At 61.5% G+C, this 15,468-nt stretch carries 15 protein-coding genes; 5 read left to right on the top strand and 10 right to left on the bottom strand.

The genetic code is table 11. The features are described from left to right. Positions 1–20: 20 nt before the first annotated feature. Positions 21–551, top strand: a complete 531-nt coding sequence (locus ACODSO_RS02495) for a nucleotidyl transferase AbiEii/AbiGii toxin family protein (RefSeq protein ID WP_489034801.1) — start codon at positions 21–23, stop codon at positions 549–551. 24 nt (positions 552–575) lie between these two features. Here the strand turns inward: ACODSO_RS02495 and ACODSO_RS02490 are convergent, their stop codons facing one another. Then, positions 576–1,055 carry a hypothetical protein gene (locus ACODSO_RS02490; protein WP_489034800.1) on the bottom strand — a complete coding sequence of 160 codons (480 nt, stop codon included), beginning with the start codon at positions 1,053–1,055 and terminating at the stop codon, positions 576–578. Positions 1,056–1,830: 775 nt separating this feature from the next. Next, positions 1,831–2,085 (bottom strand): hypothetical protein, encoded by a 255-nt coding sequence (locus tag ACODSO_RS02485; protein WP_489034798.1) that lies wholly within the window; start codon positions 2,083–2,085, stop codon positions 1,831–1,833. A gap of 2 nt (positions 2,086–2,087) precedes the next feature. On the opposite strand from ACODSO_RS02485, the gene ACODSO_RS02480 reads away from it, so the two are divergent. From ACODSO_RS02480 to ACODSO_RS02470, 3 genes are all read left to right on the top strand, one after another. Next, on the top strand, positions 2,088–2,411 hold the full coding sequence (locus tag ACODSO_RS02480) for a hypothetical protein (RefSeq protein ID WP_489034796.1): 324 nt from the start codon (positions 2,088–2,090) through the stop codon (positions 2,409–2,411). A 391-nt stretch (positions 2,412–2,802) separates the two neighbouring features. Next, entirely contained in the window at positions 2,803–3,894 is a 1,092-nt protein-coding gene (locus ACODSO_RS02475; RefSeq protein ID WP_489034794.1) for an AAA family ATPase, read from the top strand. Between the two features lie 2 nt (positions 3,895–3,896). After that, complete coding sequence (locus tag ACODSO_RS02470; RefSeq protein ID WP_489034792.1) at positions 3,897–4,592, top strand: hypothetical protein; 696 nt, start codon at positions 3,897–3,899, stop codon at positions 4,590–4,592. Positions 4,593–5,083: 491 nt separating this feature from the next. Here ACODSO_RS02470 and ACODSO_RS02465 read toward each other — a convergent pair whose 3' ends face one another. The 8 genes from ACODSO_RS02465 to ACODSO_RS02430 form a co-directional block, all read right to left on the bottom strand. Then, positions 5,084–5,551 (bottom strand): hypothetical protein, encoded by a 468-nt coding sequence (locus ACODSO_RS02465; RefSeq protein WP_489034790.1) that lies wholly within the window; start codon positions 5,549–5,551, stop codon positions 5,084–5,086. A 337-nt stretch (positions 5,552–5,888) separates the two neighbouring features. Further along, complete coding sequence (locus tag ACODSO_RS02460) at positions 5,889–7,175, bottom strand: competence/damage-inducible protein A (RefSeq protein ID WP_489034788.1); 1,287 nt, start codon at positions 7,173–7,175, stop codon at positions 5,889–5,891. Between the two features lie 182 nt (positions 7,176–7,357). Further along, complete coding sequence (locus ACODSO_RS02455) at positions 7,358–8,476, bottom strand: methyltransferase (protein WP_489034787.1); 1,119 nt, start codon at positions 8,474–8,476, stop codon at positions 7,358–7,360. A gap of 47 nt (positions 8,477–8,523) precedes the next feature. Then, entirely contained in the window at positions 8,524–9,330 is an 807-nt protein-coding gene (locus tag ACODSO_RS02450) for an HpcH/HpaI aldolase/citrate lyase family protein (protein ID WP_489034785.1), read from the bottom strand. Then, positions 9,327–9,812: a MaoC family dehydratase gene (locus ACODSO_RS02445; RefSeq protein ID WP_489034784.1), complete on the bottom strand. Its 486-nt coding sequence runs from the start codon at positions 9,810–9,812 to the stop codon at positions 9,327–9,329. Before ACODSO_RS02445 ends, ACODSO_RS02450 begins: the two co-directional genes overlap by 4 nt. Beyond that, positions 9,809–10,975, bottom strand: coding sequence for an acyl-CoA dehydrogenase family protein (locus tag ACODSO_RS02440; RefSeq protein ID WP_489034783.1), 1,167 nt, complete (start codon positions 10,973–10,975; stop codon positions 9,809–9,811). The genes ACODSO_RS02445 and ACODSO_RS02440 overlap by 4 nt, the downstream gene beginning before the upstream one ends. Continuing rightward, on the bottom strand, positions 10,972–12,966 hold the full coding sequence (locus ACODSO_RS02435; RefSeq protein ID WP_489034781.1) for an acetyl/propionyl/methylcrotonyl-CoA carboxylase subunit alpha: 1,995 nt from the start codon (positions 12,964–12,966) through the stop codon (positions 10,972–10,974). Before ACODSO_RS02435 ends, ACODSO_RS02440 begins: the two co-directional genes overlap by 4 nt. 5 nt (positions 12,967–12,971) lie before the next feature. Beyond that, positions 12,972–14,549, bottom strand: a complete 1,578-nt coding sequence (locus ACODSO_RS02430) for a carboxyl transferase domain-containing protein (protein ID WP_489034779.1) — start codon at positions 14,547–14,549, stop codon at positions 12,972–12,974. A 124-nt stretch (positions 14,550–14,673) separates the two neighbouring features. Here ACODSO_RS02430 and ACODSO_RS02425 point away from each other — a divergent pair, with 124 nt between their 5' ends. Beyond that, on the top strand, positions 14,674–15,297 hold the full coding sequence (locus ACODSO_RS02425; RefSeq protein WP_489034777.1) for an SACE_7040 family transcriptional regulator: 624 nt from the start codon (positions 14,674–14,676) through the stop codon (positions 15,295–15,297). Positions 15,298–15,468: the final 171 nt, after the last annotated feature.

Raw genomic sequence — 15,468 nt, 5'->3', positions numbered from 1 at the left:
TCTCGCGGGTGGGGCGGTTGGTGGCGCAGAGCCTGACAACGCGTCCGACGCAGGATCTCGCCTTCTTCACTAGCTCGGCGGGTGGGGCTGTAGGCGCGGCCCGCGACGGGTTCGAGGCGGCAGCCGCCGAGCGGAATTGGCGAGTGGAACGCATCCAGGACGCAGAAACATTCTGTCGGTTGCTGATTCACGGTGATGAGGATCTGTTGGTCGATCTCGCGCTGGATTCCGTGCCGGGGATGGCGCCGACGGCGAGCATTGTGGGACCGACGTTTGCGCCCGAAGAGTTGGCGGGGCGGAAGTTGGTTGCACTGTTCGATCGTGCCGAGGCGAGGGACTTCGCCGATGTCTACGCGATGCGAACTCGGTTCGATCAGGCAACCCTGCTCTCGCGCGCTGCCGAGGTGGACCGGGGGTTCGACCGCCTGATATTCGCGTCGATGCTCGACAGTTTGAATCGATTCCCGGACCGCATGATTCCTGTTGTGGCGGTAGAGGTGCCGATGTTGCGGGCTTACTTTGCGGAGTGGGCATCGGCGTTACGAGGCTGACGCGGCTCGGATGAGGCTGTCGTATCAGTTGTATCGATTGCACAACTCGCCGGTGATGTAACCCTCTTCGCAGCCGTGTTCGGTTTGTATGTCTCCGCTGGTGGGTTCTTCGCCGCAGGCGAGGCCGCAGCGTTCGTAGCCGTTGACGACTCCGTCGCCGTTGCGGTCCTCGGAGGCGATGTATGGGTAGCCGCCGCCGGGGTTCACGGGTTCGTCGTCGTGGATGCACGCGGGGTCCGTCCCTGATGATGTTCCGTCTGTGTAGACGGCGGTCTCGGGGTAGTCGCAATACCAGAGGACTTTCTCGACGGGCGCTTGGTAAGTGTCGCAGCTGGCTTCGTATCCGGTCGTTCCATCGGAGTACAGGGCAGTTCCGGATTGGTAGAGAGAGAAGTCGCCGCACTCGAATGTGATCGGTGCCGGCAGTGCTGCGGGTTCAACCGGGGCCGGAGCTGGGGATGTAGGCGGGGTGGTCTGAGGCGCTGTGCTCGTTGTGGTCGGCACTGTGCTTAGGGTTGTCTCCGCGGTCGGCGAGGTCGGTGAAGTGGAGCAGGCGCCGAGGGCGAGTGTAGCTATTGCGCCGATGGAGGCGACGAGGTTTTTGTTGTTCATTGGGTGCTCTATTCACGACAGTGAGTCTCGGCATCGATCCAGCTGAGAATCGACGTTCGTAGGGTTTGGATGACTATCGCTAATACCTCGCGGTTCGTTTCGTCGGCGTCTCTGCTTTGGTGGTCCATATAGTGCGCTTGTGAGAAAGCCCTACCAATCTGATGTCGGGTCCTGGCGTGGACCCGCTTCAGTAGCAGTGGTGATGGTGGTGGCTGGGTGTGGCTCAACGGGCTCGACCGCAGTCTCGACCTCGGAGGCTGAGACGGCGGTCGAGACCAGTTCGACGCCGCCGGCAGTCCCCATAGAGCCCAATGCGTTGGGACCGGAGGTTGGCTTCACGGGCGATGGTCTGGCCATCCGCATTCGGCCCGACCGTGGGGTCGTAAGACGTTGCCTGCTAAATCTGCTTGGCGTGTAGATAGCTGATGTACTGGTTTGTCTCAATGGCACTACTCTGAATCTTCTCGGACAGGCCTAGTTCGTGAATGATCACAATATGCGATGGACGAATGTCTTATCCGTGATGTTGGTGCGCAGGACGTGAGTCGGCTTCTGTCTTGCCTGACGGATCTCTCGCAGCGGCTGCATTAAGTCCTTCACTGCAGCTGTGTCGATGCTGTTGTCCTCCAGGAAAGCAGCGAGGCGGGTGAGTCAGCCGAGGTTCTGGTCATTCTTGTCCTTGCGGGGGGCCCGCAGCATCTAGCCCGTCGTGGCGGATATTGTCCGACAACACCTTGTCGAGCTGCGCGATGAACTCGTCCCATTCACGCTTCGACGGACGCAGAAGCCACCCGAAGTCCTGCGGTCGATCAGTGTGCTTGAAGTGCGCGGCACAAAAAGCTCCAGTCCAGGGCGCGTTGAGGTTCTCGAGCTCGATGAACAGATGGTCGAGCGGCCCGATGCCATCGGCCCAGGTGACCATCTGTGCCATCCACCACGCAGGGTGCGGCTCCAGACCTCGTCGACTACCTGATTCGACTTCCAGCGTTGCTGGTGCTCCGGGGTGGGCTTGGCGAGATCGCCGTAGAAGTCAGCGACGCGGCGCACGACCGGCGTGTTCACGTCAGTGTGGTTGTAGCCGGAAAGGTCGTAGGCAAACCCAAGATGACCCAGCGAAGCTTTGTCGCGGTCAAGTTCGGTCTCGTCGAGGTAGGCCTCATCGCCGATGCCCATGTCGACACCGAAGTCCCATTAGCGGAATCGGTAGCGCGGGTCGTTCCGGTAGGGCTGAAGTACGCCGAAGCTTAAATAGGCGAGTTCGAGCGTGCCGCGCCCCTTCGCCATCGCCGCACCGAATGGATGCCCCTTCAGGCGTGCTGGAACGCGCACGCCCTCCAGGGCGGATGCAGTGGGGTGGACGACTACGCCGTCGGCAGCACCCGCGAACTCGTCGAGCGACTCGATCTGCGACTCGATCGTTCGTTTCGAGGGCCACGGCCGGATATGCGGATTCGGGTAGTCGACATCCGACACCATCACCTGAGGCGAAGGTCTCGGGGTTCTCCCTTCGCAAGCTAACGCTCACGAGCGATAACCACAATCGAGCGGCGCCCGGGCGCGGTTCTCGGATAGATGGGAGGATGCATCCTTAGTTGATTGCAGCGGCATTGGAGGGTACTTGTACTTACGTGAAGTTTTCATGAGAAATAACGGTCCAATCAAAGACCTGCACCTTGAGTTCAGTTTTGATTCAGAAGACGATCCGATCCCACACATTATGGTAGGAAAGAATGGAAGCGGAAAGACAAACTTACTATCCGTAATCGCGGATTCTCTGATGCAGGGTGCTAGTAAGTCTTTCAGAGACGTTCTTACCCATCAAGAAGGTGGAGGACAGAGTTATTTTCGAATTGTTGGCGGTTCGCTGATAACATTCAACGAAAAATACGGACTGTCGGTTCTTCGCTTCAGTGATGAGGATGGTCAGTACTTCTATCACGAAAACTTCGGAGTCGTGGAAAAACAAGATCTAAATGATATGTTGCCCGAATCTTTGCAGGCGGGCATCGCTTGGGGCGGGTCTGACTCTTCTAAAGCGATAGAGATGGACACGGAAAGAGCCACAAAAATATACCAATCCGGTGTCTACGCCTTCTTTCCTACCAGTCGCTCGGAAGATCCGCACTGGTTCAATACCGGCTCGATACACGCTGACGAGTTTGATATAGCTCCAAAATTTTCGAATAACCTAGGACGGAGAATGTATGTAGAACGCGGCATAAACACCTTCTCGCAATGGCTGCTGGGGGTAATCACGGACTCGCGTCTGAATGTTCTAGCTGCAGAATATACTGGTGAAGACAAGAGTATACAAACGCCACAGGTAACGGTGCAGTTAGACTTCGAACCATATCTTGAGAGCCAGAAACCATTGATTTGGTCAGATTATTTGCTAAAGTCCATCCTGGACGACGCTAGTGCGAGATTCGTATGGACAGGTCACCGGGATTCTCGGAAGGTAGCGATCAGTACCGGGCCTGATGGAAAGATCCTGAGAGGCTTGACCAGCCTCTCCGGCGGTCAGGCGACCATGCTTGCAGCATTCGGGACGATTTTACGATACGCGGATGAAATGGGGCAGGGGCCAGGTCAAGTTGAGGGCGTTGTCGTAATCGACGAGCTCGATGCTCACATGCACATTGACCTTCAACTTCGAACATTGCCCAAAATGATAAAGTACTTTCCAAAAATACAATTTATCATCTCTAGCCATTACCGTTTTTCGTATTAGGCATGGAAAGAGAGTTCACCGCAGCAGGACTTCGCATCGTAGAGCTACCAAAGGGAGAACCCATAGCGGCGGAATCGTATGGCGAATTTGCTAAAGCATTAGACGCGTTTCAAGATACCAAGGCATTTTCCGCTGTTGTGAAGGAAAAGGTAGAATCTGGCTTAAGTCCAATATTCTATGTTGCCGGAGAGACTGATTTGAAATATTTTCAGACCGCGGCGATGCTGCTCGACAAACCACATCTCAGTGAATATTTCAATTGGATAGGAGCAGATTCTTTGGTTGGGGGTGGAAAGTTCACCGGCGATTCAGCGCTGGATCATGCGGTCGAAATGTTCCGCGCTAACCCGGAACTAGCGGGAAGAAAAATAGTATTCTTGTACGACTGCGACGCCAATAAAAATGACGAGATATTTGACACAGTACATATTTTGACCATAAAGCAAGTGGCGGACGCAAAATGCGAAAAGGGAATCGAGAATCTACTTCCAGAGAAAGTTTTCACCGAAGAAATGTATGAGAAGAAAGAAAGGGACGCTGGATATGGTCGCATGAATATAATTTGGAATCTGAGGAAGATGAAGCTATGCAACAGTTTGTGTGGCCCTCAATCGGAAAAAGATACCTTTCGGAATTTTGCTTCCATCTTGGATCGGCTGGACGAAATCATCAGAGACGACGACAGAAGTGGGACGTGATCCAGGCGCCGCCTCCATGTGGTGATTGGTAAGGGACTGTCGCAGGCCGGCTGGTCACCACTATCAAGTTGCCCGCCGGGATTCTGCACCGTCTCAGCTGGGGGCCTTCGGCAGCGCACACGCGAATCGTTCCTCGGCGAGACGCCACCACCAGCAACGACTGCGACCGCAACAGGCACTGCGATCCAGCTTGCGGCAAACCGATGACCGACTACGGATCCTCCACGCCTTTGTCCGTAGACAGTAAGCCCCACGAGTTACACAGAATTGAAGAACACCAGCACGATTGCGATCTCTGCGCTACCGCAGCACCCCGACTGGCAGAAGGTATGGCACTCAGATGCTCAGGCGACAGCGAGGAGACCGTTCACACTCTTCAATCCGAGGCCGATGGCGTCAAAGCGACGGAGGAACAGGAAGAACGGTGATCCCGGTGTCGCGTTGTTGTGCGTCGATCAGGTCTGGTCGTTCGTAGAAAGCGTCGGTCTTGGTCACCGCGTAGTGTCGACGCGGGCCGGCCGGGTGAGGATCGGGCCCAAAGAGGGTGTCTGGTCGAGGACGTAGCCAGTCGCCGCGAGCTTGAACCTTGTTCCCAGGCCGCGATTTTGAAGAACCGGTGCGGGATCGCCACGCCCCGACACACCGGATCGTCCCCGGCGAAGACGCAGCCGGAGAGCACCGACAGCCGCTGCCGTACTGACGGGCATGCCCCAGTAGTAGTCCTCCAGGCCGAGCAACGAGATTTTCGACTGGTTCAAGATCGCTGTCTGGGGTGCGCACACCGTGTAGTGGAACGTGTCGACGTTGGCCTTTTCGGCGACCGCAGCCGAACCCGACCGGATGACGTCGAAGCCGTCCGATGCAAGCCATGACGATTCTTCACGAACACCGCGTACCAGCTGTGCGGAAACGTCGCTTACCGCGCCCTTCGTCGACCCGCTGTCTCGGACGCTTGTCACACAGTTGTCACAAGTGGGTGCGCACGGGAGTGGACTCGGGTGGTACTGACTGCATAATCTATGCTGCTCAGAGGCACTACAGTGGCTCCACCTGGATGCACGGAAGTAGCCCGCATGTGGCTGTTATTCGGACGGTTGCTGGTTCGAGTCCAGCCGGGGGAGCGTTCGATCCCCGTCCGGTTCGCCGGGCGGGGATTTTTGCTGTCCGGGTCAGATCGCTTTTCGCGGATTTACTCCCCAGTTGTGCGCCTCGAGCCCTTCGCGGCGCACAACTGGGGAGTAAATCGCGGATGGCATGCCGTCGTGATGCTGGACTGGCACACGGCGCGCCCTGCGTCTATCGGGCAGGACCCAACGCATCGGCGAGCATGTGCATCGCCGCGGTGGTGGAAAGCGCACGCACGCTTGCGCGGTCGCCGGGGAGCCGGAGGGTACGGGTGACGGTCGGTCGGTTGGTAGAGGCGATTCCGAAGCAGACAGTGCCGACCGGTTTGAGTTCGGTGCCGCCCCCGGGCCCTGCGATGCCACTGGTCGATACCGCGATGTCGACGCCCAGTCTGCTCAGTGCGCCTTCTGCCATCAGTGCTGCCACCGGTTCGCTGACGGCGCCGTGTTCTTCGATGATCTCGGCCGAGACGTCGAGAAGACCCGTCTTCGCCTCGTTCGCGTAAGACACCACCGCCCCGATGACATACGCCGACGAGCCTGCGCGGTCGGTGAGACGTGCGGCGATCATGCCACCTGTGCACGACTCCGCGGTGGCGATTCGATGACCGGCCAACCGAGTCGCGACGATGTCGTCGATGGTGGATCCGTCGGTCGAAAACACCTGCGAGCCATGCTGTTTGTCGATAAGATCTGCGAGATCCCTGTACGTCATTGCCGCAGATTCTGCATAGCGGGTCACGATTTCGAGCTCTCCGAGCCGCAGACAGGTGGTGATCGCGAGATCGCGGAATCCCGTGATTTGGCGCTCTGCGGTCCGTAGTGTTGCAGCGAGGTCGGCCTCGGACAGCCCGTAGGCGCGTATGGTGCTCTGACGAATCTGTGCACGTCGGGCCAAGACTTCGGCGACCGGCGCGCTGTCGAGTGCCTCCGGCCACATCGCCTGCAGCTCGCGAGGCGGGCCGGGCAGTATCAGGACGACGGGCAGCGTCCCGGAGCCGCTGGCGGGTATCGCGACACCGGGGGCGGTTCCGGTTGGCGGAATGGAGTGGGCGCCTTCCGGAACCATTGCCTGCTTGCGAAGACCTGCCCGCAGAGGCTCGGAGTCGGGTGCAGAACTCATCCGGCTTCGCCATCGCTGCACGATTGCGTGGATGCGCTGCTCGAGTTCGTCGTCGAGGTACAGTTCGCGGCCGTACAGAGCGGCGACGGTCTCCACGGTGAGATCGTCAGCGGTCGGGCCCAAGCCTCCGGTAGTGACGATCAAGTCGACGCGCTGATCCGCGAGGAATCGAAGCTGTGCGGTCAGGTCAGCGGGCCGGTCACCGCAGATCGTGATGTGTGCAACGTCCACTCCCATCTCCAGGAGTCGCTGGGCCACCCACGGGCCGTTCCTGTCGGTGACCCGACCGGCCAGGACTTCAGTTCCCGTGACCACCACACCCGCTCGCACAGTCATTCTTCGACCATACTGGCGACCGACGAATCGCACTGGCGCAGAGTCACCCACCCGACAAGTAGATCCCCAATCGGGCGCACTCGAGTTCGCCGACGATGAGCAACCGTGACTAGCAATTTACCCCCGAGTTGTGCGTTCAGAGCCCTTGGCCGCGCACAACTGGGGGGTAAATCGGACATACGTCAGCGCGGAGCCAACCGCCACAGAGACGTGGTCTCGCGTGATCGCGCAGCGTGGAAGAGGTCGTCGGCGTCGCGCGCCCGAGGGTGCGTCGGCGATGTGTCCGTTCTGTCGAGCACCAGCAGGCCTGCCCGGTCGATTGCGGCCAAGAGATCGTCCCGTGTGGCGAGCCCCAGGAGTTCTGCCAGATCGGAGATCACCAACCAGGCTTCGCCGCCGGGTTCGAGATGCTTGCCGAGGCGGTCGAGGAAGGCTCGGAGCATGCGGCTGCCGGGGTCGTAGATGGCGTGTTCGATACCCGACGTCGGCTTGGTGGGAATCCACGGCGGATTGCACACCACCAGCGAGGCGCGTCCGGCCGGAAAGATGTCGGCGAGCTGTACCTCGACCTGGTCGGCGAACCCCAATCTTTCGAGATTGGCAGTGGCGCAGGCGATTGCGCGCGGGTCCTTGTCCGTCGCAACGACGTGGGCGACGCCGCGCTTCGCCAGCACTGCGGCAAGAACGCCTGTGCCGGTACCGATGTCGAATGCCGTGGTGGTTCCAGAGGGGAGAGGAGTGTCGGCGACGAGCTGTACGTACTCACCACGCAGCGGCGAGAAGACCCCGAAGTGTGGTTCGATGGTGGCGTCGAGGGCGGGGATGTGTACCCCTGTGCGACGCCATTCGTGAGCGCCGATGAGGCTGAGCAGCTCTCGAAGCGACAGCAGCGATGGCTCGGAGGACTCGCCGTACGCCTCGGTGGCTGCGAGTCTCACATCGGGCGCTCGTGGGTAGTCGAGAACGTAGTTCGCGTCGAGTTCGACGAGCAGCATTCCGAGGATGCGCGCCCGCCGAGCCTGGTCCTGACGGTGCAGGTGAAAGTCCTCTGCCGGCGAGGCCGCCGGCTTTCGAGCCCGAGGCTGGGCTCGTCTGGTGATCGCCTTCATCAGCTGGCGTGCATTGTTGAAATCGCCGCGCCACAGCAGGTATTCGCCGATCGAGGCGCGCTTGTAGGCAACATCGGCGGAGATGTTGTCGCCGATGATGTGGACGGCCTTCGGCGGCGGCGCGTTGTTCTCCGAACGCCACAGCGCCGAGCGTTGCTGCCCGTCCTCGGTCCATCCGACAGTTGCGTGCACGTCACTCCTAGATCGGGGTGTGGGGACCCCCTTCGGCCAACGAGAAGTCAACCACAGCGAGCGATGATGCGACGCGCATGCGCGATGACCGGGGCATCGACCATCTGCCCACGCAACGTGAAGACCCCACGGTTGTTCGAGACTGCGTCGAGCACGCTGTTGGCCCATTCGATCTCGTCGTCGGTCGGGGCGTAGGCCTGACGAATGACCGGGATGTGGCTGGGGTGGATGGCGACTTTGCCGTCGAAGCCCACGGCCACGGCGTCGTCCGCTTCCTCGCGCACTCCGTCGAGATTCGGGATGTCGAGGAAAACGGAATCGAGCGCGAACAGTCCTCGTGCCTTCGCCGCCAACAGTGTCTGCGACCGGACGTGCTGTGCCACAGCGCGGTAGCGACCGTCGGCGAATCTGCTCGAGTTTCCGCCCATGGCCGCAACAAGGTCCTCGGCTCCCCACATGGCACCCACAGCGTTGTCGGCCCCGAGTGAAGCATGACATTCGACCGCGCCTGCGGGGGATTCGAACAATGCGATCACCTTGCGTGGTGCCACCGCCGCGATCTGTGCTGCCGATTCGCACTTCGGCATCATGACGACGGTGTAGTCGGTGCGGTCCAGCGCCTCGAGGTCGGCCGTCCAGTCCGGCGTCCCGTGCGGATTGATCCTGACGACGGTCCTGGCCGGGTCCAAGGGCGTCGACACGAGGGCTTCGCGTGCGGCGGCCTTGTCCGCGGCGGCGACTCCGTCCTCGAGATCGAGGATGACGACGTCTGCGCGCGCCGCAGCCTTCTCGAACCTCTCCGGTCGGTCGGCAGGACAGAACAGCCATGCCGGTCCCGGCGGAACCCAGCTCATGACAGATCCCCAGCAGGACGGAGCCGCACCAAGGTCTTGCGAACTGCGAGAGCCACGACGTCACCGTGCTGGTTGCGCCCGGTGTGAGTGAACGTCACGATGCCCTCGCCGGGACGGGACTTGGACTCGCGTTTGTCGGAGATCAGCGTCTCGGCGTACAGGGTGTCTCCGTGGAAGAGCGGCTTCGGGAACGAGACCTCGGAGAAACCCAGATTGGCGACGATGGTTCCCTGCGTCAGCTGCGCGACCGACAATCCGACGAGCGTGGATACGGTGAACATCGAGTTGACCAGACGCTGCCCGAACTGCGTCGTCTCGCTGTATGCGGCGTCGAGATGCAGTGCCTGGGTGTTCATGGTCTGGGTGGTGAACAGTGTGTTGTCCGCCTCGGTGATGGTGCGTCCGGGTCGATGCTCGTAGATGGCGCCGAGTTCCATCTCTTCGAACCATAGTCCGCGCTGACGAATTCGCTTGTCCGTCATAGTCCGAGGCTCCTCGCGATGAGCATCAGCTGGACTTCGGTTGTGCCTTCGCCGATTTCGAGGATCTTGCTGTCGCGGTAGTGCCGAGCGACGACGTATTCGTTCATGAATCCGTAGCCGCCGTGGATCTGCGTCGCATCTCGTGCGTTGTCCATCGCAGCTTCGGAGGCGACGAGTTTGGCGATGGATGCTGCCTTCTTGAACGGCTTGCCTGCCAGCATGAGAGCCGCCGCGTCGTAGTACGCGGTACGGGCGGTGTGTGCGCGTGCTTCCATGCGGGCGATCTTGAACGAGATCGCCTGATTGTGGCCGATCGGATGACCGAAAGCTTCGCGCTCCTTCGAGTACTTGACGCTTTCGTCCACGCATCCCTGAGCAGCGCCGACCGAAACCGCCGCAATAGCGATACGACCTTCGTCGAGGATGTGCAGGAAGTTCGCGTATCCGCGGCCCTCTTGGCCGAGGAGGTTCTCCTGCGGCACCCGTACGTCGGTGAAGCTCAACGGGTGTGTGTCGGAGGCGTTCCAGCCGACCTTGTTGTATGCCGGTTCGGCAACGAAGCCGGGAGTATTGGTGGGCACCAGGATCGACGAGATCTGCTTGCGGCCGGTGGCCTCGTCGACGCCGGTCACTGCGGTGACGGTCACCAGCTCGGTGATGTCGGTGCCCGAGTTGGTGATGAACTGCTTGCTGCCGTTGATGATCCAGTCGCCGCCGTCACGCTTGGCGGTGGTCTTGGTGCCCCCCGCATCGCTGCCGGCGCCGGGCTCGGTCAAACCGAACGCGGCCAAAGCCTGTCCCGAGGTCAGCTTCGGAAGCCACTCATGCTTCTGGGCGTCGTTGCCGAAGCGATACACCGGCATCGCGCCGAGCGAAACCCCTGCCTCCAAGGTCATCGCGACACTCTGATCGACCTTACCGAGTTCCTCCAGCGCCAGGCACAGGGCGAAGTAGTCACCGCCCATGCCGCCGTACTCTTCGGGGAACGGCAGTCCGAACAGGCCCATATCCGCCATACCGCGCACGACCTCGTAGGGGAACGAGTGCTCTTCGTCGTGCTTCGCAGAGACCGGTGCGACGACGGTACGCGCGAAATCGGCGACCGACTTGGCAAGTTGCTGGTACTCATCGGGCAGGTTCGCCGACGACAGGTAATCGGTCATGACTGATCCTTGTCTTCTTTGGGGACGATTCGCGCCAGCAGTTGGTCGACGCGGACTTGATCTCCGACTGTGACAACTAGTTCCACGGTGCCGTCGATCGGGGTGGTGAGTGTGTGTTCCATCTTCATCGCCTCGACGACGATCACCGCAGTGCCTGCGGTGATCAGCTCGCCGGTGCTCGTTCCGACCGCGATAACCGAACCCGGCATGGGGGAGAGGATCTCGGCGTCCCCCGAGTGCGCGTCGTCGTCGCGGACACTCGGCTCGGCAACCGTGCGCAGTTGCCACGTTCCCTGTGCACTCGATATCCAGGTTGCCGAATCGCTTCGTGCGAACGTCATGGTTTCGCGACGGCCATCGACGACGACGGTGATCGTGTCGCCGGTCGTGTGCGCGTGAAGAGTGCATGTAGTCTGATCGTCGATCGCGACCGTCGCCGCGTCGGGTGTTCCGACAATGGCGACGTGCACCGACCTGTCTCCGGTGGTGAGGCGGCGAACGAACGGTGCCTGGGCGCCCACACGCCATCCCGACGGCATCGCCCATATGTCGTTGCCCGCGTTCTGCCACGTCTGAGTCCACTCGACCGCGGCGGCCGCGATCAGCGCCTCGTCGGTGGCAGCCGATGCAGTGAAGTCCTCGACTCGGCGATCGAGCAGACCGGTGTCGAGCCGTCCCGCCCGAACATCGTTGTCGGCGAGCAGAAAACGAGCGAATTCGATGTTGGTGACGACGCCGAGGACTGCCGTCTGCGACAAGGCGCGGTCGAGAGTACGCAACGCGCTACTACGGTCCGGGCCGTACGCGATGACCTTCGAGAGCATCGGGTCGTAGTTGCTGCCGACCTCGGTGCCGACGGCTAGGCCGGAGTCGACGCGGATGCCGTCGCCGACGGGTTCGCGAAGTCCGACGACGGTGCCGCCGGTGGGCAGGAACCCGCGGCCGGGATCCTCCGCGTACACGCGAGCCTCGATCGCGTGGCCGGTGAGCGTGATGTCGTCCTGAGCGATCGTCAGTGCTTCACCCGCCGCGACACGGACCTGCCACTCGACGAGGTCGAGCCCGGTCACCAGCTCGGTGACGGGGTGCTCGACCTGCAGGCGTGTGTTCATTTCCATGAAGAAGAACTCGTCCGGACTGTCGGCGGAGACGATGAACTCCACTGTTCCCGCGCCGGCATAGTCGACGCTGCGAGCCGTGTTGCAGGCCGCGGCACCGATTCGCGCGCGGGTCGCCTCGTCGAGCAGAGGTGAGGGAGCTTCCTCGATGACCTTCTGGTGGCGTCGCTGCAGGCTGCATTCACGTTCGCCGAGGTGGATGACGTTCCCGTGCTCGTCGGCCAGAATCTGAACCTCGATGTGGCGGGGACGCAACACGAATCGTTCGAGGAAGAGCGTGTCGTCGCCGAACGAGGATGCCGCTTCGCGACGTGCACTCGCCAGTGCTGAGGGGAGGTCCTCGGTTCGTTCGACCAGCCGCATACCCTTGCCGCCGCCGCCTGCAGACGGTTTGACGAGCACAGGGAACCCGACGTCTTCAGCGCCGGCGATGAGATCGGCGTCGGTCAGGCCCGGACGCGAGATCCCCGGCACGACCGGAACGCCGAACTCGGACACGGCGGCCTTGGCTGCGATCTTGTCACCCATGACCTCGATCGCCCGGGCCGGTGGACCGAGGAAGGCAATGTCGGCAGCGGCGCACGCAGCCGCGAACTCGGCGTTCTCGGACAGGAACCCGTATCCCGGGTGAATGGCCTGGGCTCCGGTGCGCTGTGCGGCCTCGATGACCTTGGGTATGGACAGGTAGCTGTCGCGGGCGTTGGCCGGTCCCAGGCGGACTGCGGTGTCGGCCTCGGCGACGTGGCGCGCGCCCGCATCGGCGTCGCTGTAGACGGCAACTGACCGAATACCCATGCGGCGCAGCGTTCGTGCCACGCGCACAGCGATCTCGCCACGGTTCGCGATCAGGACGGTGTCGATCTGCTTATTCATGTCAGTCACATTCTGAAAACGCCGTAGGAGACCTGCTCGAGCGGCGCGTTGGCGCACGCGGAGAGGGCAAGTCCGAGAACCTGTCTGGTGTCAGCGGGATCGATGATGCCGTCGTCCCACAATCGAGCCGTCGAATAGTAGGGGTTGCCCTGAGTTTCGTACTGCTCGCGGATCGGGGCCTTGAACGATTCCTGATCCTCGTCCGACCAGGGTGTGCCCGCGGCGTCCTGCTGATCGCTGCGGACGGTGGCCAGCACCGACGCCGCCTGTTCGCCGCCCATGACGGAGATCCGGGCGTTGGGCCACATGAACAGGAACCTAGGGGAGTAGGCGCGGCCGCACATCGAGTAGTTGCCGGCCCCGTAGGAACCGCCGATCACGATGGTGATCTTCGGTACCCGGGCACATGCGACGGCGGTGACCATCTTGGCGCCGTGCTTCGCGATCCCGCCGGCCTCGTAGTCTCGCCCGACCATGAAGCCGGACAGATTCTGCAGAAATACCAGCGGGATGCTGCGCTTGTCGCACAGTTCGATGAAATGCGCACCCTTCATTGCCGATTCGGAGAACAAGACGCCGTTGTTGGCGATGATGCCGACGGGGTGCCCGTGTACATGGGCGAACCCCGTGACGAGAGTCTTGCCGTACTCGGCTTTGAATTCGTCGAACTCGCCGCCGTCGACGACGCGGGTGATGACCTCGCGAGCGTCGTACGGGGTGCGGGGGTCGGTCGGCACGACGTCGTACAACTCGGTCTGCGCGGCAATGGGTTCGCGAGTCGCGACGACGTCCCATGGCCGCGGACTGCGCGGCCCGAGCGTGGAGACGATGGTGCGGACTCGTTTCAGCGCGTCGCGATCATCGTCGGCGAGGTGGTCGGTGACGCCGGAGATCTTCGAGTGCAGGTCGCCGCCACCGAGTTCCTCGGCCGTGACGATTTCGCCGGTGGCCGCTTTGACCAGCGGCGGGCCGCCGAGGAAGATCGTGCCCTGATCCTTGACGATGATGGCCTCGTCGCTCATCGCGGGAACATAGGCGCCGCCTGCGGTGCACGAGCCCATCACTGCCGCGATCTGTGCAATTCCCTTGGCGCTCATCGTCGCCTGGTTGTAGAAGATGCGTCCGAAGTGGTCACGGTCAGGGAAAACCTCGTCCTGGCGCGGCAAGAACGCACCGCCCGAGTCGACGAGGTAGATGCACGGCAACATGTTCTGCAGCGCGATCTCTTGCGCGCGCAGGTGCTTCTTGACGGTCATCGGGTAGTAGGTGCCGCCCTTGACGGTGGCGTCGTTGGCGACGATGACGCACTCGCGTCCGGAGACTCGGCCGATCCCGGCAATGACTCCGGCCCCCGGGCATTCGTCGTCGTACAAACCGTTCGCTGCCAACGGGGCAATCTCGAGGAACGGACTCCCCGGATCCAGCAGTTCGTTCACCCGGTCCCGCGGGAGGAGCTTGCCGCGGGCGACGTGTCGCTCTCGCGACTTCTCGCTACCGCCGAGCGCGGCGCGAGCGAGCCGGGCGGAAAGGTCGCGGGTCAGGTGCTCGTGCGCTGCCCTGTTGACCGTTGTATCGATTGCCATGTGATGCGCGCCTTCGGTCTCATCCTGCGGATCAGCTGAATTTGAGTTAACGAGGAATAACTCAGCAAATAGTAAACTATGATTAACTGAGTTGTCCAGGGTGGAGTGCGGAAGGGGGAGTGCGATGACTGTGCAGGAGTCGAAATCGGGGACTCTGCGAGACCAGCGGAAAGCCGAACGGCGAGCGCAATTATTGGCGGCAGCGGCAGCGCTGTTCGCCGAACGCGGATTCGCATCGGTGCGACTCGAAGACTTGGGCGCAGCCGTCGGAATCAGTGGTCCGGCGGTGTATCGCCACTTTCCCAACAAGGAAGCGGTGCTGACCGAGCTGTTGGTCGAGATTTCGGTCTTTCTGCTCGACGGCGGCAGGCGCGTGGTGGATCAGCGGCCGGCCGGCCTCGATGCGTTGTTCGATCTGATCGAATTTCATCTGGACTTCGCTGTCGGGTCCCCGGCGTTGATTCGGATCCAGGACCGTGACTTGCACAGCCTGCCCGATGCTGCGCGACGCAAGGTGCGGCGTATGCAGCGCGAGTACGTGGAGTTGTGGGTGACGACACTGTGCGCCGCGGACGAATCGCTGAGTGACTCCGATGCGAGGACGAAGGCTCACGCGGTGTTCGGCCTCATCAACTCCACGCCCTACAGTGCTGGCCGAAGTCCATCGCGCAGCACTCGAACCGTGTTGCGGGAGATGACTGTCGGAGCGCTCGGGGTGAGCGCACAAGCGAAAGCGTTCACTGAGTGAACGCGCATGCGCTGAATGTGTCTATGCTCGAGCAGTTTGGGCCGATGGGTTGGACGGCACCGTCGACACGCGTTGAATCAAGCACAACATCTTCGAGAATCTGTGGAGGAATAAAGTGACTACGTCGGTGATCGTGGCTGGGGCTCGGACCCCGGTGGGTCGTTTGTCTGG

This window comes from Rhodococcus sp. FG69 (genome assembly GCF_057808915.1).
Note: the sequence above shows the minus strand (reverse complement) of the source record. Positions and strands in the feature narration are given on the sequence as shown.